Annotated in this window: 22 protein-coding genes and 1 tRNA gene; 17 read left to right on the top strand and 6 right to left on the bottom strand. The window is 63.7% G+C overall.

Annotated features, from left to right (window positions below; all coding sequences use genetic code 11):
• Window positions 1–50: 50 nt before the first annotated feature.
• From fabF to U0177_RS16165, 5 genes are all read left to right on the top strand, one after another.
• A complete protein-coding gene (gene fabF / locus U0177_RS16185) occupies window positions 51–1,292 on the top strand; it encodes a beta-ketoacyl-ACP synthase II (protein ID WP_409571685.1) in 1,242 nt (413 codons plus the stop codon).
• A 48-nt stretch (window positions 1,293–1,340) separates the two neighbouring features.
• Window positions 1,341–2,042, top strand: coding sequence for a ribonuclease III (gene rnc, locus U0177_RS16180; protein ID WP_409571684.1), 702 nt, complete (start codon window positions 1,341–1,343; stop codon window positions 2,040–2,042).
• Window positions 2,043–2,055: 13 nt separating this feature from the next.
• On the top strand, window positions 2,056–2,916 hold the full coding sequence (locus tag U0177_RS16175) for an SDR family oxidoreductase (protein WP_409571683.1): 861 nt from the start codon (window positions 2,056–2,058) through the stop codon (window positions 2,914–2,916).
• A 48-nt stretch (window positions 2,917–2,964) separates the two neighbouring features.
• A complete protein-coding gene (locus U0177_RS16170) occupies window positions 2,965–3,621 on the top strand; it encodes a HEAT repeat domain-containing protein (protein ID WP_409571682.1) in 657 nt (218 codons plus the stop codon).
• 51 nt (window positions 3,622–3,672) lie between these two features.
• Window positions 3,673–3,748, top strand: a tRNA-Lys gene (locus U0177_RS16165).
• Window positions 3,749–4,261: 513 nt separating this feature from the next.
• Here the strand turns inward: U0177_RS16165 and U0177_RS16160 are convergent.
• Entirely contained in the window at window positions 4,262–4,564 is a 303-nt protein-coding gene (locus tag U0177_RS16160; RefSeq protein WP_409571681.1) for a hypothetical protein, read from the bottom strand.
• Between the two features lie 160 nt (window positions 4,565–4,724).
• Here U0177_RS16160 and U0177_RS16155 point away from each other — a divergent pair, with 160 nt between their 5' ends.
• Entirely contained in the window at window positions 4,725–6,758 is a 2,034-nt protein-coding gene (locus U0177_RS16155; RefSeq protein WP_409571680.1) for a BTAD domain-containing putative transcriptional regulator, read from the top strand.
• A gap of 226 nt (window positions 6,759–6,984) precedes the next feature.
• On the top strand, window positions 6,985–7,281 hold the full coding sequence (locus tag U0177_RS16150) for a transposase (protein WP_409571679.1): 297 nt from the start codon (window positions 6,985–6,987) through the stop codon (window positions 7,279–7,281).
• On the opposite strand, the gene U0177_RS16145 is transcribed toward U0177_RS16150, so the two are convergent.
• From U0177_RS16145 to U0177_RS16125, 5 genes are all read right to left on the bottom strand, one after another.
• Window positions 7,173–7,772: a hypothetical protein gene (locus U0177_RS16145; RefSeq protein WP_409571733.1), complete on the bottom strand. Its 600-nt coding sequence runs from the start codon at window positions 7,770–7,772 to the stop codon at window positions 7,173–7,175. The two genes, U0177_RS16150 and U0177_RS16145, sit on opposite strands and share 109 nt — an antisense overlap.
• Before the next feature lie 436 nt (window positions 7,773–8,208).
• Window positions 8,209–9,744, bottom strand: a complete 1,536-nt coding sequence (locus U0177_RS16140; protein ID WP_409571678.1) for a hypothetical protein — start codon at window positions 9,742–9,744, stop codon at window positions 8,209–8,211.
• Window positions 9,745–9,770: 26 nt separating this feature from the next.
• Window positions 9,771–10,040, bottom strand: coding sequence for an SIMPL domain-containing protein (locus tag U0177_RS16135; protein ID WP_409571677.1), 270 nt, complete (start codon window positions 10,038–10,040; stop codon window positions 9,771–9,773).
• Window positions 10,012–10,242 (bottom strand): hypothetical protein, encoded by a 231-nt coding sequence (locus U0177_RS16130; RefSeq protein WP_409571676.1) that lies wholly within the window; start codon window positions 10,240–10,242, stop codon window positions 10,012–10,014. Before U0177_RS16130 ends, U0177_RS16135 begins: the two co-directional genes overlap by 29 nt.
• Window positions 10,243–10,277: 35 nt before the next feature.
• A complete protein-coding gene (locus tag U0177_RS16125) occupies window positions 10,278–10,748 on the bottom strand; it encodes a hypothetical protein (RefSeq protein ID WP_409571675.1) in 471 nt (156 codons plus the stop codon).
• 331 nt (window positions 10,749–11,079) lie between these two features.
• On the opposite strand from U0177_RS16125, the gene U0177_RS16120 reads away from it, so the two are divergent.
• The 10 genes from U0177_RS16120 (at window position 11,080) to U0177_RS16075 (ending at window position 18,834) form a co-directional block, all read left to right on the top strand.
• On the top strand, window positions 11,080–13,266 hold the full coding sequence (locus tag U0177_RS16120; RefSeq protein ID WP_409571674.1) for an AAA family ATPase: 2,187 nt from the start codon (window positions 11,080–11,082) through the stop codon (window positions 13,264–13,266).
• A 55-nt stretch (window positions 13,267–13,321) separates the two neighbouring features.
• Window positions 13,322–13,951, top strand: coding sequence for a DUF4157 domain-containing protein (locus U0177_RS16115; RefSeq protein WP_409571673.1), 630 nt, complete (start codon window positions 13,322–13,324; stop codon window positions 13,949–13,951).
• Window positions 13,948–14,847, top strand: a complete 900-nt coding sequence (locus tag U0177_RS16110; RefSeq protein WP_409571672.1) for a Pvc16 family protein — start codon at window positions 13,948–13,950, stop codon at window positions 14,845–14,847. The genes U0177_RS16115 and U0177_RS16110 overlap by 4 nt, the downstream gene beginning before the upstream one ends.
• A 104-nt stretch (window positions 14,848–14,951) precedes the next feature.
• A complete protein-coding gene (locus U0177_RS16105; RefSeq protein WP_409571671.1) occupies window positions 14,952–16,562 on the top strand; it encodes a phage tail sheath family protein in 1,611 nt (536 codons plus the stop codon).
• 62 nt (window positions 16,563–16,624) lie between these two features.
• Window positions 16,625–17,080 (top strand): phage tail protein, encoded by a 456-nt coding sequence (locus U0177_RS16100; protein WP_409571670.1) that lies wholly within the window; start codon window positions 16,625–16,627, stop codon window positions 17,078–17,080.
• 112 nt (window positions 17,081–17,192) lie between these two features.
• Complete coding sequence (locus U0177_RS16095; protein WP_409571669.1) at window positions 17,193–17,567, top strand: phage tail assembly protein; 375 nt, start codon at window positions 17,193–17,195, stop codon at window positions 17,565–17,567.
• A complete protein-coding gene (locus tag U0177_RS16090; RefSeq protein ID WP_409571732.1) occupies window positions 17,564–17,731 on the top strand; it encodes a DUF6760 family protein in 168 nt (55 codons plus the stop codon). The genes U0177_RS16095 and U0177_RS16090 overlap by 4 nt, the downstream gene beginning before the upstream one ends.
• Before the next feature lie 20 nt (window positions 17,732–17,751).
• Window positions 17,752–17,904 (top strand): hypothetical protein, encoded by a 153-nt coding sequence (locus U0177_RS16085; RefSeq protein WP_409571668.1) that lies wholly within the window; start codon window positions 17,752–17,754, stop codon window positions 17,902–17,904.
• Window positions 17,905–18,027: 123 nt separating this feature from the next.
• A complete protein-coding gene (locus tag U0177_RS16080; RefSeq protein ID WP_409571667.1) occupies window positions 18,028–18,402 on the top strand; it encodes a hypothetical protein in 375 nt (124 codons plus the stop codon).
• Window positions 18,403–18,405: 3 nt separating this feature from the next.
• A complete protein-coding gene (locus U0177_RS16075) occupies window positions 18,406–18,834 on the top strand; it encodes a phage tail protein (protein ID WP_409571666.1) in 429 nt (142 codons plus the stop codon).
• Window positions 18,835–21,082 lie beyond the last annotated feature (2,248 nt).

Below are 21,082 nucleotides of genomic sequence, written 5' to 3'. Positions count from 1 at the left end.
ATCTGCTATAATTGCCCGAACGCAAACGCACTATCGAGGAGGCCAGGCCGATGGAACGGCGTGTCGTGGTAACCGGCATGGGCGCGGTGAGCCCGTTGGGGCTGGATGTGCCAACGCTATGGCAGGGAGTCAAAGAAGCGCGCAGCGGCGTAGGCCCGGTGACGCTTTGCGACGCCAGCGCGCTTGAGTCGCGCATTGCCGGCGAGGTCAAGGGCTTCGACGCCCAGAAGTATATGGATCGCAAAGAGGTGCGCCGCAACGACCGGTTCATCCACTTCGCGATCGCCGCCACGCACGAGGCGCTGGCCTCGGCCGAGCTAACGATCACCCCCGAGAACGCCGAAGACATTGGCGTGATCATCGGCAGCGGCATCGGCGGGATCGAGACATTCGCCGACGGGCTGCACACCCTGCGCGACAAAGGGCCTGGCCGCGTCAGCCCGTTTCTGGTGCCGGCCATGATCACGAACATGGCGGCGGGCCAGGTGTCGATCCAGTTCGGCCTGCAGGGCCCCAGCTTCTGCCCGACATCGGCATGCGCCACTGCGGCGCACGCGATCGGCGAGGCGGTCGAGACGATCCGGCGCGGCTGGGCCAAGGCGATCATCGCCGGCGGCAGCGAGGCGCCAATTACGCCGATCGGCATCGCCGCGTTCGTGAGCGCCCGCGCGATCTCGACGAACAACGCCGAGCCGGCCACGGCCTCGCGCCCGTTCGACATTACGCGCGACGGCTTTGTGCTTTCCGAGGGCTGCGCGCTGCTGCTGCTCGAGGATCTTGAGCACGCCCAGGCGCGCGGCGCGCGCATTCTGGCCGAGGTTGTCGGCTATGGCGCGTCGTCCGACGCCTTCCACATCACGCAGCCGTGCGCTGGCGGCGCGGGCGCGCTGCGGGCCATGCGGCTGGCGCTCAAGCACGCCGGCCTCGCGCCCGGCGACGTCGACTACATCAACGCCCACGGCACCAGCACGCTGGCCGGCGACATCGCCGAGACCCAGGCGATCAAGACGCTGCTGGGCGAGCGCGCCTACCAGGTGCCGGTCAGCTCAAGCAAATCGCAGCTCGGCCACCTGATCGGCGCCGCAGGCTCGATCGAGGCGGTGATCACCGTGCTGGCGCTGCAGAATGGCATCCTGCCGCCGACGATCAACCTGCGCACGCCCGACCCAGAGTGCGACCTCGACTATGTGCCGAACGCCGCGCGCCCGGCCGCGATCAATGTGGCCATCAGCAACTCGTTTGGCTTCGGCGGCCATAATGTGTCGCTGGTGTTCCGGCGCCACGCCGAGTAGTTTTGGGCTTTGAGTGCTTGATGCCGTAGCTCAAAACTCAGAACGTTTATGCCTTCACTCGACCGACTACAAGAGCAGATCGGGCTATACTTTCGCGATCCTCGGCTGCTGCAGAGCGCGCTGATGCACCGCTCGTTTCTGCACGAGCACCCCGACCAGGGCGCCGGCCTGATCGACAACGAGCGGCTTGAGTTCCTCGGCGACGCGATTCTGAACTACCTGAGCGCGACGCTGCTGTTCGAGCGCTACCCCGAGCGCGGCGAGGGCGGCCTGACGGCGCTGCGCTCGGCGCTGGTGAAAACTACCACGCTGGCGAGCTTCGCGCGCGCGATCAGCCTGGGCACGTATATTCGCCTCAGCAAGGGCGAAGATCAGGGCGGCGCGCGCGCGCGCGACGGGCTGCTCGCCGACATGTTCGAGGCGCTGCTGGCCGCTGTGTACCTCGACGGCGGCATCGACGCCGCGACCGAATTCGCCGGGCGGTTTCTGGAGCCGCAGCTCGACCAGATCGAGATGAACGGGCTGGCGCTCGACTACAAAAGCCAGCTGCAGCAGCGCATTCAGGCCGAGCGCAATATTACGCCGCGCTACCGCGTGCTCGCCGAAACCGGGCAAGACCCACGGCGCGAGTATACGATCGAAGTGCTGGCCGGCGACCAGCAGCTTGGCACCGGGATCGGCCCCAGCAAGCAGTCGGCGGCCCAGGCTGCCGCGCGCAGCGCACTCGAGCGGCTGGCCGGCGGCGAATAGTATCGGCATCCTCATGAAACGCTTACTGATCACTGGCGGCTCGGGGTACCTCGGCGAAGCGCTGGCCGATCGCGCGTCGGCGGCCGGCTGGCAGGTAGCCGCAACATTCTTCAGCCGCCAGCCCGCGCGCGCCGGCATCGCCTGGCACCAGCTCGACGTACGCGATGCCGACGCGACCGCGCGGCTGTTCGCCGCTCTGCGGCCCGACGTGGCCATCCACACCGCGTACCGGCTGAGCGGCCCCGACCTATGGCCGATCACCGCGCAGGGCGCCGAGCACGTAGCGCTCGCGGCGAGCGCCGCCGGCACGCGCCTGATCCATATGTCGAGCGACGCGCTGTTCGACGGCAATCTGCCGCCGGGCCAGCGCTACAGCGAAGCCGACGACCCAAGCCCGATTACGCCCTACGGCGAGGCAAAGGCCGCAGCCGAGCGCGCCGTCGAGCGGCTGGCGCCGGGAGCGCTGGTGGTGCGCACCTCGCTGATCTATGGCGGCGCCCTGCCGGGCCAGCACGAGCGCCTGGTTCTCGAGGCGCTGGCCGAGCGCGCCGACATCGCGTTTTTCACCGACGAGCTGCGCTGCCCGGTGGCGGTGGGCGACCTGGCGGCGGCGCTGGTCGAGCTGGCCGCAGGCGATCGCGCCGGGCGGCTGCACATCGCCGGCCCCGACGTGCAGAGCCGCTACAGCTTCGCGCAGGCGGTGGCCAGGGCCTACGGCCACGACCCCGCGCGACTGCGCGGCGGGCTGAGCGCCGCCAGCGGCACGCGCAGGCCACGCAACTGCGCGCTCGACAGCAGCGTGGCCTACGGGCTGCTGCGCACGCGCATTCGCGGCGTGGCCGAGGTGCTCGGGCTCGAAACACGCGCGGGCTAGGGCCACATACCTTTCGGGAAAGCCGAAACTCGCGTCAAGGAGGCAGCGATGAATCGCACACCCGAGATGGTCGCGCAGCTGATCAACGACCTGCAGGACGACGACGAGTTTGAGCGCGCGCAGGCGGCATTCGCGTTGGGCATGCTCGGCGAGCCGGCGGTAGCGCCACTGGTGAAGCTGCTGGCCCACCCCGAGCGCGACGTGCGCATGCGCGCGGCCTGGTCGCTTGGCGTCATCGGGCAGCCGGCCATCGAGCCGCTGCTGGCGCTAGCCGATGGCCCGGACTCGGCCGCGCGGATCGAGGCGATACGCGTGCTTGGCGTGATCGGCGAGGGCCGCGCGCTCAACCAGCTGTTTCACGGCCTGGCCGACAGCGACCCGCACGTGGCACACCGCGCCGCCAGCGCGCTTGGCAAGATCGGCGATCCGCGCGCGTTTCATCCGCTGCTCACTGCGATGCTGCACCCCTCGCCCGACGTGCGCTACGCCGCGTGCAGCGCGCTCGGCCACCTGCACATCGCCGACGCGGTCGCGCCGCTCGAGGCGCTGGCCGCCAGCGACACCAGCCACACCAGCTGGGGCGCAACGGTGGCCGACGCCGCGCGCCGCGCCGCCGAAGAGATCGCCGCCGCCCGCCCGCGCGAGCGCGACGACACGTTCGAGCGCATCAGCGCGCTGCTTCAGCAAGAGAACGACGGCGCCTAGCTCACTTGCAAAGATCCTGGGCCTATGCTATAATCCGCCGCGTTGTGAGACGGGCCGCTAGCTCAATTGGTAGAGCAGCTGACTCTTAATCAGCGGGTTGTAGGTTCGAGTCCTACGCGGCTCACCAAGCATTCTAATCAGGTACAGTGCAGCTGGCACTGTACCTGATTTTTTGTGCTTGAGAGTTATGTTGACACGAGTTATACCAACTCCGTTTGATTACTTGTGTTTTCTTGTGCGGCGAAGCCGCCCCCGAACCCCCACCATAATCCAAGCGATCAGCCGGATTTGGTATTATACGCTGTTCGCTTGATCACGTATAGATTGTGTTGCACGACGTGGCTTTGCACGTCGTGCAACACAATACGAAAATGGGGGCGGCGAAACCGCCCCCAAACCCCCACCAAAGTGTCAGTAATCAAGCGAATTTGGTATCAGCGCTACAAGCGTCTGCTCTGCAGAGGCAACAATAGCTACCACACGAGTGGAGAAAACAGCGAGCTGCGGTCGCCCTCCGAAGAGTTTCCGAACACTTTGCGAACAGTAGGCGTGTACTCTAACTACCATTCACCAAAGGGAACGTGAGGCTCAAAATTTCGCTGCGACTACGGGCTTGAAGCAGCCGTGGCAGCCGTTGGTATCACTCAGGCTCGCCGCGCGGCTCTTCTTGCGCCGGACCGGGCGCCTCAGCTGTGCCGTTCGTAGAGTCCAGCGCGCTAACAGCACGGTCCAGGAAATCGGCCAGCGCGGCGATGGAGGTGAAACCGAAGCGCTCGCGCGCGTTCGGGCTTTCGAGGCTGAAGCGCCAGAGTCTGCTTCCATCGTGGCGCGCGCCTGCCTCGCGCCACAGGCGCAGCAGGTAGACATGATAGTGTGGCCGACGATCGCGATGTGCCATGAATTTCGCTCGGCTAATCGCAAGATGGGCCATCGCACGTGCCATATACACTGGCTGCATTGAGAGCTGTGGCGACAGCCCCTAGGCCCGTTAGTTCTTGCAGTTTACCGACACAGCATAGCATACCGAGCGTTAGGAAAACGTTTAGGAGCCGCCGGGGGCGCACGCCAGCTGTGGGTACCGTAACCTTCACCGGGAGGTAGTTGTGGCCGAAGAGCTCCGCTTGGCCTTGCTGGGTCTGCCCAGCATCGCCCACGATGGATTGGCGGTGTCCGGATTCATCTCTAGCAAAGCCCAGGCGCTGCTCTACTACCTCGCAGTGACCGGCCGACCCCACTCGCGCGAGTCGCTCGCCGCGCTGTTCTGGGGCGAGATGCCCGACAGCAACGCGCGGGCTAATCTTCGCGTCACCCTGTGTAACCTGCGCCAACTCTTCCCTAACCATTTGCTGGCCGGGCGCGACACGCTGGCCTTCAACCGAGCCGCGCCATACTGGCTGGATGTCGAGGTCTTTCAGGCCGCGCTAGGCCAGCTTGAGCCGTCGCCGGGCGCGACCGCGGAGACGTTGGTGCGCGAGGCCGTCGCGCTGTATTGCGGCGAGTTTCTCGAGGGTTTCAGCGTCGACGGCGCGCCGGAATTCGAGGCCTGGGCGCTGCTGCAGCGCGAGCAGCTGCGCCAGGCTGCGCTGCAGGCCCTGCACGCGCTGACGATCTACGCGACCGAGCAGGGCGCGTATAAGCGGGGGATCGCGTATGCCATGCAGCTGCTCGCGCTCGACCCCTGGCGCGAAGAGGCTCACCGCCAGCTGATGCTGTTGCTGGCGTTCAGTGGGCAGCGCGGCGCGGCCCTAGCGCAGTATGAAACCTGCCGGCGCATCCTCGCCGCCGAGCTGGGCATCGAGCCGCTGGAGGAGACGACCCAGCTCTACGAGCGCATCCGGGCGGCTGATCTGGGCGCGCCGGCTGCGGAGGCCCCGCAGCTGCTGCCGCTCCCGTTCGCCGGCCGCGGCGACGAGCACGCCTGGCTGCTGCACGAGTGGAAGTCGGCACACACCAGTGCTAAGGCAATCGCGCTGATCGAGGGCGAGGCCGGGATCGGCAAGACCCGGCTGGCCGAGGAGATGCTGCAGCACGCGCGCAGCGAGAGCGCGATCGTGCTGCAGGCGCGCTGCTATGAATTCTGCGACGGCGTGCCCTACCAGCCGATCGCCGATCTTCTGCAGCAGGCGCTCCCAATCGCCGTCGCCAATCTCCATGCCCTGCCCGAGGTCTGGCTGTCCGAGCTGGCCAGGCTGCTGCCGGAGCTTCATGAGACTGCGGCGCGGGAGCGCGAGCTGCCGGCTGCCGGCGACGAGACCGCGCGCTGGCGGTTGTTTGAGGCTGTCACACGCCTGGTGCAGGCGATCGGCGACAGCGCGCAGCGGCAAGGGCGCGCGCTGATCTTCTTTCTCGACGATCTGCACTGGTGCGACCGCCCGACCGTGGACTTGCTGCGCTACCTGATCTATCACCTGCGCGGCTCGCATGTGTGGATCCTGGGCGCCTACCGGCCCGAGGAGCTGGCCAGCAGCCACCCGCTGCGGATGCTGCGGCATATGCTGGGCCGCGAAGACCGCCTGTCGCTGCTGCAGCTTGGGCCGCTGCCGGATGCGGCGATCGAAGCAATCGCGTGCGCGTGTGCCGGGGCCTCCAGGCGGCAGGCGCGCCAGCTAGCGACATACCTGAGTCGTCACGCGGGCGGCAACCCGTTCTTTCTCAGCCAGCTAGTCGATACGCTCGCGGCGCACGGGCTGGTGCGACGGGTCGAGCGCGGCTGGGAGCTTGCCGGCGACTGGGCGGCGGAGCTTGCCGCCGGGCAGGAGCGCCGGCTGAATGTGCCTTGCGGAGTGCAGGCGATGATACTGGAGCGGTTCGAGCGCTTGCAGCCAGCCGCGCAGCGAATCTTGCAGATCGCTTCGCTCGCTACGCCGCGCCTGGATGCCGAGCTGATTGATGCGTATTTTGAGGATCACCGCCTGGCGGCCGACAGCCTGGCGAGCTGCCTCGAAAGCCGGCTGCTGATTTGCCCGCAGCCGAATAACTATGAGCTCGCGCTCGATCTGATCAGCACGGTTATCTACACCAGCATCTTACCAGGCCTGCGCCAGCAGCTCCAGTCCAATCTGCTACGCGCCTCCGAGCCGCTGGCGCAACGCAGGAACGCTGCCGCGGCGCAACCGGCAGCATCGGCGGCCAGATAACGACAATTGTCGCTACGACTGTGGTGCGAATCCGATGTACGCGTCCCGACGGCCGCGGGCTATGGCGCCTGAGCCTGGAAAGCCCGTACACCCACAAGCGGTTCGCTGCTTGTGTCGCTCACAACAGCGCAAGCAGGCCGAGGCCGAACGCGGTAGTGGCTAAATCCCGGAGGATATAGTATCCTCGTCGAAGGTGGTCAAGCAATATCTGTAAAGGATAAACCGGATGGTGGCGGTGACCTGCATCCACTGTGGAAGTGATCAGCTTGTGCGCAATGGTCGGGCGTCGAACGATAAGCAGCGCTACCGCTGCCGGGCCGTGTGGACGCCAAAGTCGCGAGAACCCCGCGCCAAATGGCTATACCGATCAACGTCGCGCGCGCCTAAACCTTCAATTAACGTTAGTCTCGTGTGTTATTCGTCTTCGTCGTCAACGCGAGCTTCCGGTCTTGGGAGTGCTTCACCGATGGCCTCGTTAACATCCTCTATGAATGTATCGATTGCCCCATGTACATCCTCGTAATCGCTGAACATTGGTAAGTCTATTTCAGTATCTAGGGTAATATAGTCGAGAAGATCAAATCTAATGCTATTAAATATAAGATTGAGTATGGGTATGATATGGCGCTGGAGATCTAGTTGGTAAGCTGCTACTGCATCCATTATCGCTTGTTTATTAGATATGTACTTATTTGCGGTTACATCCCTCCGTAGCAAACCGTGTTTATCCACCAGCAGTCGGGCCACTGCTGAACCGCCTAATGGTTGGAGTTTTTGCACGGGTACGGGTATCATCCGTTGAACAACCCGATTGGCGACTACTCGCTGGAGTGCCAATATATCTGTCAGTCGCCTCACCGTAGAAGGAATATTTATGGCAAGCCGCCCAGCAATACCAGATTCAGCTGCCGCTAAGTGTGGGTCTTTGTCTCGAGCAAGATGCGAATCGGACAGTCTCCCTTTCTCGCTGTTGGTTTCCCGTCCTAGTGCATGTGTCTTATGAGGATTTGGCATAACCTTCTCCTTTATGCTGTGCTGCGGCCCCACCAGCTCGAATATTACGCTCACCTCGGCCGTAACAACCTACTCGGTCGGCAGCCGGCAACAGTTGGCAGCACGTGCGCGAGTTCACATCCTCGCTGATCGACTGGATGGCCCGCTACCTGCCACTGCTTTGATCGCATATAGCGAGGCAACGCGAAAAGAAGTAGCAGGTTGCGATCCTGCTTGGCCGACGACCTGCAAGCTATTTGATTACCTACTGTGCACAGGATCGCCGTCTGGAAGGTGAACGCCGATATGCGCATCCATGCTTGCTGGCAGAGATGCGCCAGGAAAACGTGCGCAGGTATCTGAAACATCGTGAAGACAGTGTTCACTCCACAATGCCTCAGTGAACCAACGGCTCGGCTCGTCCGTTGAATACTCGTGATGATCAAGCATCTTTCTCTTATGCCTCCCTTTGTCCCCGTTCCTCCAACACTTGACAAATTAATGCAATAGCTACTTCTTGAGGTATAGCGTCCTTCTTTAGATCTTCCTCTATCTTATTAGGTGCCTTTCCTCCATCCAACTCACTTCGAATTCTGTTTAGCAAAAGTAACTTGAGAGCTGCTTCTAGGATTCCCTGGCTAGGTGGCAGAGTTACCTTTTGTTTTGGTTCGGAATTTGCGGCCAGTTCTGGTGTTGGTGCTAGAGCTAGTGGTATAGCATCTAGCCGAAGCAGCATTGCATCACGATCAGCAACTAGAAGAAATCGGCCATTCCTATAAAATCCCTTATATTCGATACCTCTATATTTCTTATTAGGATACTTTGAAAAACGACTATTCTGAAAATCCACAAATGCAGCATGTTCAGGGGTCGCTTTTACTCGATCAGCGACCATAAACCACATCTTTTTCTCTATGTATGCGTCAGATGGCTTGGCTACTCTACCTCCTTCTTTTTCTTCTGTCTGATCTTTCCATTTACCAGGCATTGTTTCGACATTCATTTTCCCTGCCGCCCTCTGTGCATTATCTCTCCGATTATCACTTATTGTCTGTAATGCTTCCTCGTGAGAGGTCCCGTTCCTTTTTAAACTATCATAGCGCTTCTTCTCAGGAGTGGACAGATTATCGAGTGTTGCTTTTTCCCAATTCGAACGAGCTTCTTGTTGTGCATCATGCAAAATAGTTTCTAGGGTTATACTCGTCCTTGCCGTTTCAAAGATTTTTTCCAAATCGCGAGACGAAATAATCCTGATACCTTCGGGATACCTTTTATATACTGATAAATTGACATCTTCAGTTTTCTCCGACCCAATTCCAGGATAAGGATTACCCCGAGCTGTTGTCCACGTCAATCCTGCCATTCCTAGTTCTGGGCGCATCGGCGGTTCACCTGCTTGTAGATTTTTCCCTATCTTCTCAAGTACCTCAGGTGTGACTTTTAGGTGAACGACTATAGCCTTGTAAGCCTGTGAAAGTTCTTTGTTAACCTGGGCTAATCTTGCTCGATCTTTACCAGCAAGATATTTATCAATATTTCCACCAATTGCTTGGTTCAATAGGAGATCGCCTAATGAACGTTTGTAATCATATCTATTAAGTGCGGAAGTGATTTTATATGCCGCCTTTGGATTTGCTAACCTGAGCTGGATCAGATCTGCTCTTGTCAATTCTTTTGTTTCGATCTTTTTCCCATTATCCAGCTTAATCTGTTCTCGCTGCACCATTCTGGGGAGATTTGACTGAGAAGGATGTTGATCCAATCGTGGTAAAGATCCAGATAATATCTGATTGACCGCACGATTCCCGATTGTGCGCTGGAGATGTATTACATCACGCGGTGTTAACGTACTCGGGTCTATCCCAACTTGTTGAATGTTAGTGGCTGTGTAGTCTTGTTGCACTCCCATGTCCATAATATGGTCAGCAGGCTGTGGTAACTGTTGCTTCGCATTTGTTTTGCCATTGTTGCGTGTTCGCTTGCTAGACGGCATAGCTACCTCCTCACCATGGATCAACCCTACGGCCCCACCAGCTTATACACCACGCTGACCTTGGCGGTAACCACCTGCTCGGTCGGCTGGCCCGGCAGCGGCAGCTGGCGGTATGTGCGCGAGTTGACATCCTCGCTGATCGACTGGATAGGCTCCAGTGTGTCGCCAGCCTTAGCCGCGTAGATCTGGGCGTGCTGCTTGGCCAGGTCGAACGCCTTGGCGCGCGCCCGCTCTTGCGCCTCCGTGGTGGCCGCTTCGCTGGCGCTGTTAGGTGATCGCGCCGAAGCTGTTGCCACCCAGGCCCACAATCATCGCCAGCATACCGGCGCCCTCGCCATTCGGGTTGTCGATCGTCACAAGCAGCGGCGTCAGGACACGATACCCCTCGATCACGCGGTCGTCGCCGAGCAGCGGGGCGATCTGCGAATCGGCCACGCTCACCGTCGGGTCGCCAATGCGTCCCTTCATGGCGTCGACGGCCTGCTGATTTGCGGTCACGGCCGCATCGAGCGCTGGACCTGCGGTTTTGATGTCTAGTGCACCACCGCGCGGTCGGGCACAACCGGAACCTCGAAGTAGCCGACCCCGGTGACCGTGCGCATCTCCAGCCGGGTGGCGATCCGCTCGGTCTGCTTGGCAACCCCAGTCAGCTGCTCGATCAACTGGTCGGTTTTGGTGATCAGCTGCGTCAGCTGCAGGTTGACCAGATCGGTCTTGCCGTTGAACTGCTCGGCCTTGGTGTTCAGCTGATTAGTGCCGGTGATCAGCTGTGTGATGCCCTGGTTGGCCTGGTTGGCCTGGTCGCTCTTGGTATTGAGCTGAGTGGTGCCGGCGATCAGCTGCGTGAGGCTCTGGTTGACCTTGTCTGTCTTGCTATTGAACAGGGTAAACTGCTGCGTAACAGCTATGCTATCGCCACCGCCCTGCTGCGCGCACGGCCGGCGCATCGGGATGGACGCGCGAACCAGCAGCGCGCCGGACATGGTGACGGCCCGTCGTCGCATAATAACCTTGCGTAGTGGGAGATCCACTTGATCGGACACAATAGCAGCGCACCGCTAAGAGATCGTTAATTGATGCTATTTTCTTGGTTCGAGTACAGCAGCACGGCGGCTGGAGTCCAAAGTTTCGCGATACCGACTCAGCGTAATAATGCTCTCCGCTTGTGTTTTTCCCCGATCGTTCGATTAGCATACTGGTTGGGCCTAAACGCCTGGTTAACGCTGGCCGCGTATAGTAGGCGACATATCCCGTTTCTCGGCACAAACACAACAACCGGCCACAATCTGACTCATTGCGTTGTTCCTCTTTCGTTTGTCGAAGGTATTACGCCGCATGCTCCACGCACCCACAATCGATCTGCTGCTTGAGCAGCCGGAAGCGGCCGACGACCAGCATCTGCACATGGCGTTGGGCTGGCTGCACCGGCTGCTGGCCTGGCAGATCGGCGTGACCCGCCAAACCTTCGGCGCGCTGGCCGACGACCCATACCGCGGGCTGTACGTGCCCGACGCCGAGGTCGACGTGCTCGCCGCAGCACCGGAAACCCTGCCGCCCGAGCTGGCCGCCGCGCGGGCCGAGCTGGCGGCCGAGCGCGCCACGATTGCGGAGATAAGCGCCGGTTCACGATTGGCTCGCCTCGCACGCCAGTTCAATCTGTCGCCCTTTGATTGCGACGTGCTGCTGCTGGCGCTGGCGCCCGAGCTGGATCTGCGCTACGAGCGGATCTACGGCTACATCCAGGACGACGTGACCAAGAAGCGCCCGACGGTGAGCCTGGCGCTGCGGCTGTTCTGCACGAGCGATGCCGAGACGCTGGCGGCACGCGCGCGCTTCGCACCTGGCGCACCGCTGCTGGCGCACCGATTGATCCAGCTCGCCGACGAGGGGCAGCACCACGCGCCCCTGCTGGCGCGCGCGATCTTGCTCGACGCGCGGATCGTCGACGAGCTGCTCGGCCTGGACGCGCTCGACGCGCAGCTCGCTCCATATGTCGAGCGCTCCCACCCGCGGCGCGGCCTGGATGAGCTGGTGCTATCGCCCGAGCTCACCGCCCAGCTGCGGCGGGCGGCCGCCCAGCCTGATGCCGGGGTGATCCTGGCGCTGCACGGCGGCTATGGCAGCGGCCGCAAGGCAGTGGCCGAGGCGCTGTGCGCCGAGCTGGGCTGCACGCTGCTGCTGGTGGACGTCGGCCGGCTGCTCGAAGGCGACCTCGACCCCGAAGAGGGCGCATACCGGCTGGTGCGCGAGGCCGCGCTGCAGCATGCCGCGCTGCTCTGGCAGCAGGCCGACCTGCTGTTCGGCGACGACGAGCGGGCGCGGCGCTGGCGCCTGGCGCTGCTGGCCGCGCTGGACGCGCACGCAGGGCTGTCGTTCCTGGCCCTCGAACAGCCCTGGCAGGCCCACAGCGCGCTGCGCCATGCGCGGTACCTTGGCATCGATCTGCCGCCGCTCTCGTTCAGCGAGCGCGAGCAGATCTGGCGCGCCCGGCTAGGCGAGCAGGCGCCGGACGACTCCGCGACCCAGGCGCTGGCGAGCACATTTCGGCTCTCGCCCGGCCAGATCCGCGACGCCGCCGCGCTGGCGCGCTCGCTCAATCACTGGCACACGAGCGCGCCAGCGCAGCTTGGGCTGGCCGAGATCTTCGCCGCCTGCCGGGCCCAGTCGAGCGGGCGGCTCGCCGGGGTCGCGCGGCGGGTGCGCGCAACCTACCAGTGGGCCGACCTGGTGCTGCCGGCCGAGCAGGCCACCCAGCTGCGCGAGATCTGCGTGCAGCTGCGCCACCGCCGCACCGTGCTGGAGCAGTGGGGCTTTGATCGCCACCTGGCGATGGGCAAGGGCGTCAATGTGCTGTTCGCCGGGCCATCCGGCACCGGCAAAACCATGGCCGCCGAGGTGATCGCCGCCGACCTCGGCCTGGAGCTGTACAAGATCGACCTGTCGGCGCTGGTGTCGAAATACATCGGCGAGACTGAAAAGAACCTCGATCGTATCTTTCAAGCCGCCGGCGAAGCCAATGCGATCCTGTTCTTCGACGAGGCCGACGCGATCTTCGGCAAGCGCTCCGAGGTCAAGGATGCTCACGACCGCTACGCCAACATCGAGGTTGGCTACCTGCTCCAGCGCATGGAGGAGTACGACGGCGTGGTCATCCTGGCGACCAACCTGCGCAAGAATATCGACGACGCGTTCGTGCGCCGGCTGCACGTTGCCATCGACTTCCCGTTCCCCGAGGAGACCGATCGCCAGCGGATCTGGCGGCAGGTGTTCCCGGCCACCACGCCGCTCGCCGCCGATGTCGACCTGCGGTTCCTGGCCAGGCAGTTCAAGCTATCCGGCGGCAACATTCGCAACATTGCCCTGCTGGCGGCGTTTCTCGCGGCCGAGGATGGCTCGATTGTGACGATGCAGCATATTGTCCGGGCGCTCAGGCGCGAGTACCAGAAGCTCGGCAAGCTGGTGACCGAGAGCGACTTCGGCGCCTATTTCAGCCTGCTGCGGCCGGCCGCTGATGCAGGCTAGCGCTTGCACGGAAATCGGCGATTACCACAAAAACGCCACGACACGAGGAGCAGCTATGCCAAAGCCGCCATCAAGCGAGCAGCGCACACACGCGCAGGTGCAGCGATTCAAGCGCGCCGAGCGTTCGCAGAACAACGCGGGCGTGGCTCAGCAGCCACTTGCTCAGCTTCAGCGTGTGATCGGCAACGCCCAGGTCGCGCGCATGCTCGCCCAGCGGGAAGCAATGCCCGAGGAAGAGGAAGAGAACGGCACGCTTCAGGCGATGCCGGAGGTCGGCCTCGAGGGCGGCCCGGTCAGCGATGCGGTTGCGAGCCGGATCAACGCCAGCCGGGGCGGCGGCGCGGCGCTGGAGAGCGGCATGCGCGCCAGCATGGAGCAGCAGCTTGGCGCCAGCTTCGAGGATGTGCGCGTACACACCGGCGCCGAGTCGCACCAGCTCAACCGCAGCATCAGCGCGCAGGCGTTCACCACCGGCAGCGATATCTTTCTCGGCGCGGGGGCCAGCCCAAGCGATCACAGCCTGATGGCCCACGAGCTGACCCACGTCGTGCAGCAGCGCAGTATGTCGGCCAGCGGGCCAATGACGGTTGGGCCGGCCGGCGACAGCTACGAGCGGCAGGCCGACGCAGTGGCGGCGCAGGTCACCACTTCCAGCCCGGTCCAGCGTGAAACCGAGCCAGAATGATCAACCAGCTCGACAAAACGATCGAGGCAATCCTGATCGACGAAGGCGGCTTCGAGCGCGGCGTGGTCGACATTCACTTCGAGACCCCTAACCGCGAATGGGCGGCGCGGATATCCGCGCCGACGCTGAACTGCTACCTGTTCGACATTCGTGAGAACGTGGAAATGCGCCAGCAGGGCCGGCAGATCGAACCGCAGGAGCCAGGATCGGCCGTGCGCCGCCAGCCCGCGCTGTGGTTCGACCTGACCTACCTGATCACCGCCTGGACTCAGGCGATCGAAGACGAGCACTTGCTGCTGTGGCAGGCGCTGCTGGCGCTGGCGCGCTACCGAGCGCTGCCCACCGAGCGCTTGCCCGAGGCGCTGCAGCAGCGCGCGACGCCGATCTACGCCAGTGTCGCTCGCCCCGATAACGTACTGAAGAGCCCGGGCGAGATCTGGTCGGCGCTTGAAAATCAGCTGAAGCCGTCGCTCAGCTACACGCTCACGCTCAGCATCGAACGTGAGAAGCTGCTGCAGGTCGCGCCGGTGTCCAGCGTGCTGCTCGGCCTCCAGCAGGCCAAGCAGATCAACGGCCGGGCCGCCGCAAGAGACACACCAGCGCTGCGGCGGATGTGGTTCGGCGGGGTAGTGCGTGATAGCGCGGGCCAGGTGGTGCCGGGGGCGCTGGTGCGCGTCGAGCAGGTTGGCATTCAGGCAGTGAGCGACGACGATGGTCAATACCGGCTTGGTTCGCTTGCGCCAGGCAGCTACGTCCTGGTCGCGAGCTACGCTGGGGCGGTCGAGCGCCGCTCGATCGCGCTGGCCAGCCAGCCGGCCGCGGGCGATTCGTCCTCGGCATTTGATATTCAGTTCCACCAGCGCTGGGAGGGCAGCGCCCATAGCCAGCCACCATAGCGCGGCGCGGGTGGAGGTTCGGAGTGGCGAAGCCTCTGCGGTTCCCCTATTGCCGACGAAGTTGAATGGCGCACGCGTGACACGCCGTAGCGAAGGAGAGTGTAATGGCAAGCAGCTACCTATACCCAGGCGTATATGTCGAAGAAGTATCGGGCGGCGCGCGGCCGATTGAGTCGGTTGGCACGTCGACCGCGGCCTTTATTGGCTTCACCGACCGCCGCCCTGCCGAGAACCAGGGCGAGCCGGTGTTGGTCGCCAATTGGACCCAGTACACCCAAAGCTTTGGCGGCTTCGCCTATGGCTTCTACACACCGCTGGCCGTCTACGGCTTTTTCCAGAACGGCGGCGGCGCCTGCTATGTCCAGAGCATGCTCACCGGCGACGAAATCGCGCAGGTCAAAGGCACCGATCTGGCCGGCATCACCACCAAAAAGCAGGCCGCCTTCAAAGTCATGTCGCTAACCGCTCGGTCGCTCAAGCTCGTGGTAACGCCAGGCGAATCGTCAGGTAGTGACGCCGCGCCGGCAGGCCCGCCGCCGTTTAGCCTGGAGGTCTGGGATGCGAACGCCCCGTCGGCGGCGCGCCTCGAAAGCTTCGCAAATCTGAGCCTCAACCCGGCCGACGAGCGCGCGCTGCTGGCGACCGTAAACGCGAAGTCAAAGCTGATCCGGCTGCTACCGGCCGCCGACGCACTGAATCTCCAGGATGTGGCGGTCAAGCAGGCCGACACGGCGCTCAGCGAGACCAGCCAGGCCCTCAAGCCGCTGGTCAGCAGGCGGCTCGCCACGCCCGAGATCGACAAGACGCAGACCCCGCTGGGCGACCAGCCGATCCAGTTCAACGGCGAGGCCACCAATCGCACCGGCCTGCTGGGCCTGGCCGCGACCGACGACGCCGCGATCGTCTGCGCGCCCGACATCATGTATGCGTGGCAGCAGGGCTGGATGGATCAGCAAGGCGTGATATCAGCCCAGAAAGCGCTGATCGCCCACTGCGAGAGCGCCCGCGACCGCGTGGCGATTCTCGACGCGCCGCCCGGCAAAAGCATCCAGGCGATCAAGCAGTGGCGCGAAGACGTGGCCAACTTCAGCAGCGACGGCGGCTTTGCCGCGCTGTACTACCCCTGGGTTCGGGTTGAGAACCAGCGCAGCGGCGAGCAGATCCTGATCCCGCCCTCCGGCCATATCGCCGGGCTGTACGCCCGCGTCGACACTCAGCGCGGCGTGCATAAGGCCCCCGCCAACGAAGAGCTGCGCGGCGTCGCCGGGCTGGAGATCGGCGTCTCCGATAGCGAGCAGGGGTTCCTCAACCCGATCGGCGTAAACTGCATCCGAGCGTTCCCAGGCCGCGGCATCCGCGTCTGGGGCGCGCGCACACTGGCCGACAGCGCCTCGGAGTGGAAGTATGTTCCAGTGCGGCGGCTGTTCTGTATGGTCGAGAAATCGATCCAGCGCGGCACCCAATGGGCCGTGTTCGAGCCAAACGACCTTGATCTATGGGAACGGCTGAAGCGCGACATCGGCGCCTACTTGACGAATGTATGGCGCACTGGCGCGCTGTTCGGCGTCGTCGACCAGCAGGCGTTCTTCGTCAAGTGCGACGAGGAGCTGAACCCCAAGGAGGTGCGCGACGCCGGCCAGGTGATCGTTCAGGTTGGCATCGCACCGGTTAAGCCGGCCGAGTTCGTGATTATCCGCATCCAGCAGACGAGCTAACGCGCCGGGTGTCAAGTGTTGAGCTTCACAGAAGGTGACATGCCCATACAAGGAGGAATACTATGCCAGGAAGAGCGGGCCGAGAAACCGACCCGATGGTTGGTTTTCAGTTCGGTATTGACTTCAAAGACAAGGTCACCGGCTATTTCACCGAATGCAGCGGTCTCGAGTCGGAGACCGAGGTGGTCGAGCATAAGGTGGTTGGCGCGAAGGGTCAGGCGATCGTTCAAAAGGTACCTGGACGGCTCAAGTTCGGTAATATCACGCTCAAGCGCGGCATCACCGCCGACACACAGATCTGGCTCTGGCGGCAGAAAGTGGAGCAAGGCAACATCAACGAAGCGCGCGTCACGGGCTCGATCATTATGTATGACTACAACTTCGAAGAGGTCGCCCGCTGGACGGTCACGAACGCCTGGCCTTCCAAAGTCAGCGGCCCGCAGTTCAAGACCGATGGCAATGAGTTTGGCATCGAAGAGCTGACCCTGGTGCATGAAGGGTTCAAACGCGAGAAGTAGCGACGCCGGCCGGTTCGCCATCGCCGCGCAGCGCGGGCAACAAACGCCGGCGCGCCCGCGTTGCGCGGCTCGAAGATCCACGGCTCAGACTCTTTAGAACGGGGGCAACCCTATGATCGAGACCGCACTGCAAACAGAGTTCGAGTTTATGCTGCCACGCGGATATGTCGACCGCGACGGCACTATGCACCGCAGCGGCATCATGCGCCTAGCGACAGCAATGGACGAGATCGCGCCCATGCGCGACCCACGCGTGCGCGGCAATCAGGCCTACCTGGTGGTCATCCTGCTGTCGCGGGTGATCAAAAAGCTTGGCGATCTGCGCGATATTAACACTGGCGTGATCGAGGCGTTGTTCTCGGCCGACCTGGCCTACCTTCAGGATTTTTACCGCCGCATCAACGAGACCGGCACCAGCACGGTCGAGGTTGTGTGCCCCGAGTGCGAGCATCATTTTGAAATGGACGTCAGCCCAGTGGGGGGATAGTCGGCTACCCTCTCGAGCGGCTCCACGAGGAGGTAGCCTACATCGCCTACCACTTCCACTGGTCGCGTGATGAAGTGCTGGCGCTGGAGCACCGCGAGCGGGCGCTCTGGGTCGAGCGGATCGCGGCGATCAACCAGCAGATCAACCAGGCGGCCGAAGCGTGACAGTGGCAGCAGGAGCACGTATGTCCGATCAGCAGCAGGCCGGCGAGCGCCAAGCCAGTGCGGCTCCCGAGATCAAGCGGCCGATCGATCTGGCCGCGCTCACCGCCGCAGTGGAACGGCTGCTGCGGCGCGACCTGCGGCTTGCGCGCGAGCGCGCCGGCGGCAAGCGCTAGCGCATCGGTGGCGCCATTGGCTCTGCCAACGAATGGGTGCACAGTATGCGGCGTGACAGGTTGAGCGCGAGCGAGCTCACGATCACTAAGACGGCGGCACAGGCCACTCGACTTGCGGAGCGCATGGCCATGCCCGCGGCGTGGGCCTTGCGCATTACCGAGCAGCGCCGGGCGCAGGTGCCAACCTTTGGCGTATATTTCGACCAGCGGCTCGCATCCGTGGCGAGCGCTGGCGCTACCGCCGCGGCGTTCGCGGAGCGCTCTACGCCCGAGACACTTAAGCCGCCCAGGCTCGACATGACGATCGCGCCGTTCGCGCCGCCGCTCCGCCAGATCAGCGCGGCCCGGCAGGGCGCGCCGGTCTGGCAGCGCCCATCCGGCCCACCGCGCGAGCCGCGGCTGCCGCCTGCCGATCGCCGTGCGCCGAGTGAAGCCGCCGGGCTTGCTGGCGAGCTTGCAGCGCTCGGCTGGGGCCGACCGCCCGAGCGTGGAGAATAGAGCATGCCAAACCGAGATCCCTACAGCAGCTACCGGTTCAGAGCCGAGATCAATGGGCTGGCGCAAGTGCACTTCACCGAATGCCAGGGGCTCGAAGTCGAGATCGAGTACGAGGAGCTTGCCGAGGGCGGGCTCAACAGCTTTGTCCACCGGCTGCCTAAAAAAGTCTCGCGCTTTCCGAACCTGGTGCTCAAACGTGGCCTCGCTAGCGATGAGCTGTGGACTTGGCATGCTCGCACCGTCGACGGCTTTATTGAGCGCCGCCCAGTGACAATCACTCTGTATGGCTACGCGGGGATGACGGAGATCCGCTGGAATATTGCCGGCGCGCTACCGATCAAATGGGCTGGCCCATCCTTCAACGCGGGCGAGAATCAAGTCGCCTTCGAGTCGCTGGAGCTCATTCATAACGGGATCAAGCGAGCAAGCTAGGGCGCTATGACCGAGCTGAACGACAATCGAGCGGGCCTCGCAGCGCCGCGCCTTGCCGGGCCGATGAGCCTGACGGGCTCGCATCGCTGGATCGCCAATCGTACCCAAGCGCACCGGCGCTACGCCAGCCGCCTGACGCGGCGCGCGCAGCCAAGCTTCGTGCGCCATGCGGGGCTGCCTTTGGCGCAGCGGCTGCTCGCTCGAATGCACTACGCCGAGTCGAGCCGCGAGTATGCCGCGCTCCCGCTGGTTGCCCGGATCGTTCGGGCCACCCCTTGGGAGAGCGCCGAGATCGTGGGGCCAACAGCCCCTGCTCTGCACGAGGCACTCGCTCGACGCTCCGCGCAAATAGGGCAGCAGCATCGACCTGCGGCAGACGTGCGGCCGCCAAACCTCCTGCAGCGCGCGCTTGAGAGACCAGCCGTGCGCGACGTTACACATGCAGCCCGCATACCAGCACATGCTGCCTCGATGGCTGCGTGGGCGTTCGAGGCCCCCCTCTGGCCCAGGTACGCTTCACACGCCAGAGCAATGCGCGTCAAAGACCTCCAGACGCATGCCAGCTTGGTGGAGCGGCGCAGATTGCCTGACAGCACAGGCCCTTTCACAGCAACGCTGCGCCGTTTGGTGAGCCTAACAAGCACGCTGCCGAACTGGCAATACTCACGCGCGGGCGTCAAAGCTAGCACAGAAGCAGCAATAGTACGTCAACTCAACCTACGCTTCGTCCAACCGGCGGCGCGGCTGAGTGGTACGCAAACCGAATATCGCGCAGCCGAAAGCCAGCGCCAGGCGACCAACCGCAGCGTGCAAGCGACTCAGGCGAGCATGGGGGCGCGTGCTGTACCAAGGCCAAACCCATTGGCGCCAGGTATCGCCGTGCCGTTGGCTCAGCGGATCGCTTCGACATCTAGGCCGCTCGTAGCAGCGCGCTTCTGGCAAATCGCGCGCCAGCATGCAGATCCAGCTGATGGCACGCTGTCCTCCCAAGTGAGTTGGCAGCAGGCTGCCGACACGGTTTGGGCAGGCGCACCGGTGGCCGCACAGGCCCGCGCCGCCCGCAAAAGCGGGCCGCCAGTGCTTGTGTCTCGGGCGCGTCTGCGACCCAGCACCGAGCGGGAGTGGCAGGCTCGAGCGCTAGAACCTAGCCAGCGCCCCGCCAATATGTTGCCGCAAAAGCAAGCCGATCGCACACCAGCCGGCCGTGGCTTGGCAGCAGGCGCAGCGCAGAGCCACACACACCCGCTGCCTGGCCGAGCTTCGAGCCAGCAGCCAGCGGGGCTGCCTGCCCGCGTGCTTAGGCGGCTTGCTAGCACGGCCGGCGATCGCGCGAGCGACACACCGTTCGGCACCGCGCGCGAACCCTCACTTCACCCACAGTGGCAGCCAGTAATGCTGCACGTGTTACGCCGTGCTGAGTCAGCCCCCCGCAGCGCAGATTTTCGCCTGAGTGTGCCTTGGCGCGGCACGGCCGAAACAGACGTGCGTTCCGCGACGCGCGATCCGCTAAACCAAAACACAGCGCAGGTCGAGCGCCGGCTTGCCCCACTGCCGAGAGCGGTCAGCGGAACAGCGGCTTTGGCCCAGCATTTGTTCGTATCGCGCTACCTTGCGCGTGCTGAACGCCCAGTATGGGAGCGGGCAACCGCGGCGCCATATAGTGCCCTGACTAGCCCGACCGCTTCACTGCTACGTCGCCTGGCGCAGCAGGTCGCCCAACGCACAGATGACCAGCTCACCGCCGGCGCGCCGGCACAAGCGTCTAGAGCGAGTGTTGGGCGGGCTGCCGCTGTGTCGTCAACTGAGCCGCGCAGCCAACCTGGCCCGTGGTCGCTAGGCGCTCAGCGTACAGAGGCGCCTCCGCGCCGTGCCGCGCCAGCCCCAATTGGAACCAGCGCGCAGCGCCCCATGCACGCGCTCCACCGCCTTCGGCTCAGCGCTGAGCCTGCCGGGCGTGCGAGCGCGGCCCATCCTGGCGAACGAGCCAGCGGCACCCGCGCGAGCGGCGGGGGGCTGACGCTCCTGCACAGGAGCTTACCCGCCGCGCTGCGGGCGCAATCGGATGCTGGCGCCGCCAGCATTCCAGCGCTAGCGCAGCGCCATAGCCGGATCGACGCGCGCAGCCATAGCGATGCCGCACACCACAGGCCAGCACCGTGGCAGCTGCCCCAGGGGGCAGAACAGCCGGCGCCAGCTGGCACCAGCGCCACACTCTCGGCTCACATGGCTGAGCTTGCGCTTACCCGTA

Source organism: Kouleothrix sp. (genome assembly GCF_046328425.1).
Lineage (GTDB): Bacteria > Chloroflexota > Chloroflexia > Chloroflexales > Roseiflexaceae > Kouleothrix.
This window is presented reverse-complemented; position numbering and strand designations above follow the sequence as displayed.

Excerpts from the sequence above, each read along its gene's own strand:
- U0177_RS16120 (WP_409571674.1), top strand. The coding sequence starts at position 11,080 with ATGCTCCACGCACCCACAATCGATCTGCTGCTTGAGCAGCCGGAAGCG.
- U0177_RS16125 (WP_409571675.1), bottom strand. The coding sequence starts at position 10,748 with ATGCGACGACGGGCCGTCACCATGTCCGGCGCGCTGCTGGTTCGCGCG.
- U0177_RS16095 (WP_409571669.1), top strand. The coding sequence starts at position 17,193 with ATGATCGAGACCGCACTGCAAACAGAGTTCGAGTTTATGCTGCCACGC.
- U0177_RS16115 (WP_409571673.1), top strand. The coding sequence starts at position 13,322 with ATGCCAAAGCCGCCATCAAGCGAGCAGCGCACACACGCGCAGGTGCAG.
- U0177_RS16160 (WP_409571681.1), bottom strand. The coding sequence starts at position 4,564 with ATGGCACGTGCGATGGCCCATCTTGCGATTAGCCGAGCGAAATTCATG.
- U0177_RS16170 (WP_409571682.1), top strand. The coding sequence starts at position 2,965 with ATGAATCGCACACCCGAGATGGTCGCGCAGCTGATCAACGACCTGCAG.
- U0177_RS16140 (WP_409571678.1), bottom strand. The coding sequence starts at position 9,744 with ATGCCGTCTAGCAAGCGAACACGCAACAATGGCAAAACAAATGCGAAG.
- U0177_RS16110 (WP_409571672.1), top strand. The coding sequence starts at position 13,948 with ATGATCAACCAGCTCGACAAAACGATCGAGGCAATCCTGATCGACGAA.
- U0177_RS16175 (WP_409571683.1), top strand. The coding sequence starts at position 2,056 with ATGAAACGCTTACTGATCACTGGCGGCTCGGGGTACCTCGGCGAAGCG.
- fabF (WP_409571685.1), top strand. The coding sequence starts at position 51 with ATGGAACGGCGTGTCGTGGTAACCGGCATGGGCGCGGTGAGCCCGTTG.
- rnc (WP_409571684.1), top strand. The coding sequence starts at position 1,341 with ATGCCTTCACTCGACCGACTACAAGAGCAGATCGGGCTATACTTTCGC.
- U0177_RS16145 (WP_409571733.1), bottom strand. The coding sequence starts at position 7,772 with ATGCCAAATCCTCATAAGACACATGCACTAGGACGGGAAACCAACAGC.
- U0177_RS16075 (WP_409571666.1), top strand. The coding sequence starts at position 18,406 with ATGCCAAACCGAGATCCCTACAGCAGCTACCGGTTCAGAGCCGAGATC.
- U0177_RS16150 (WP_409571679.1), top strand. The coding sequence starts at position 6,985 with ATGGTGGCGGTGACCTGCATCCACTGTGGAAGTGATCAGCTTGTGCGC.
- U0177_RS16100 (WP_409571670.1), top strand. The coding sequence starts at position 16,625 with ATGCCAGGAAGAGCGGGCCGAGAAACCGACCCGATGGTTGGTTTTCAG.
- U0177_RS16085 (WP_409571668.1), top strand. The coding sequence starts at position 17,752 with ATGTCCGATCAGCAGCAGGCCGGCGAGCGCCAAGCCAGTGCGGCTCCC.
- U0177_RS16080 (WP_409571667.1), top strand. The coding sequence starts at position 18,028 with ATGGCCATGCCCGCGGCGTGGGCCTTGCGCATTACCGAGCAGCGCCGG.
- U0177_RS16105 (WP_409571671.1), top strand. The coding sequence starts at position 14,952 with ATGGCAAGCAGCTACCTATACCCAGGCGTATATGTCGAAGAAGTATCG.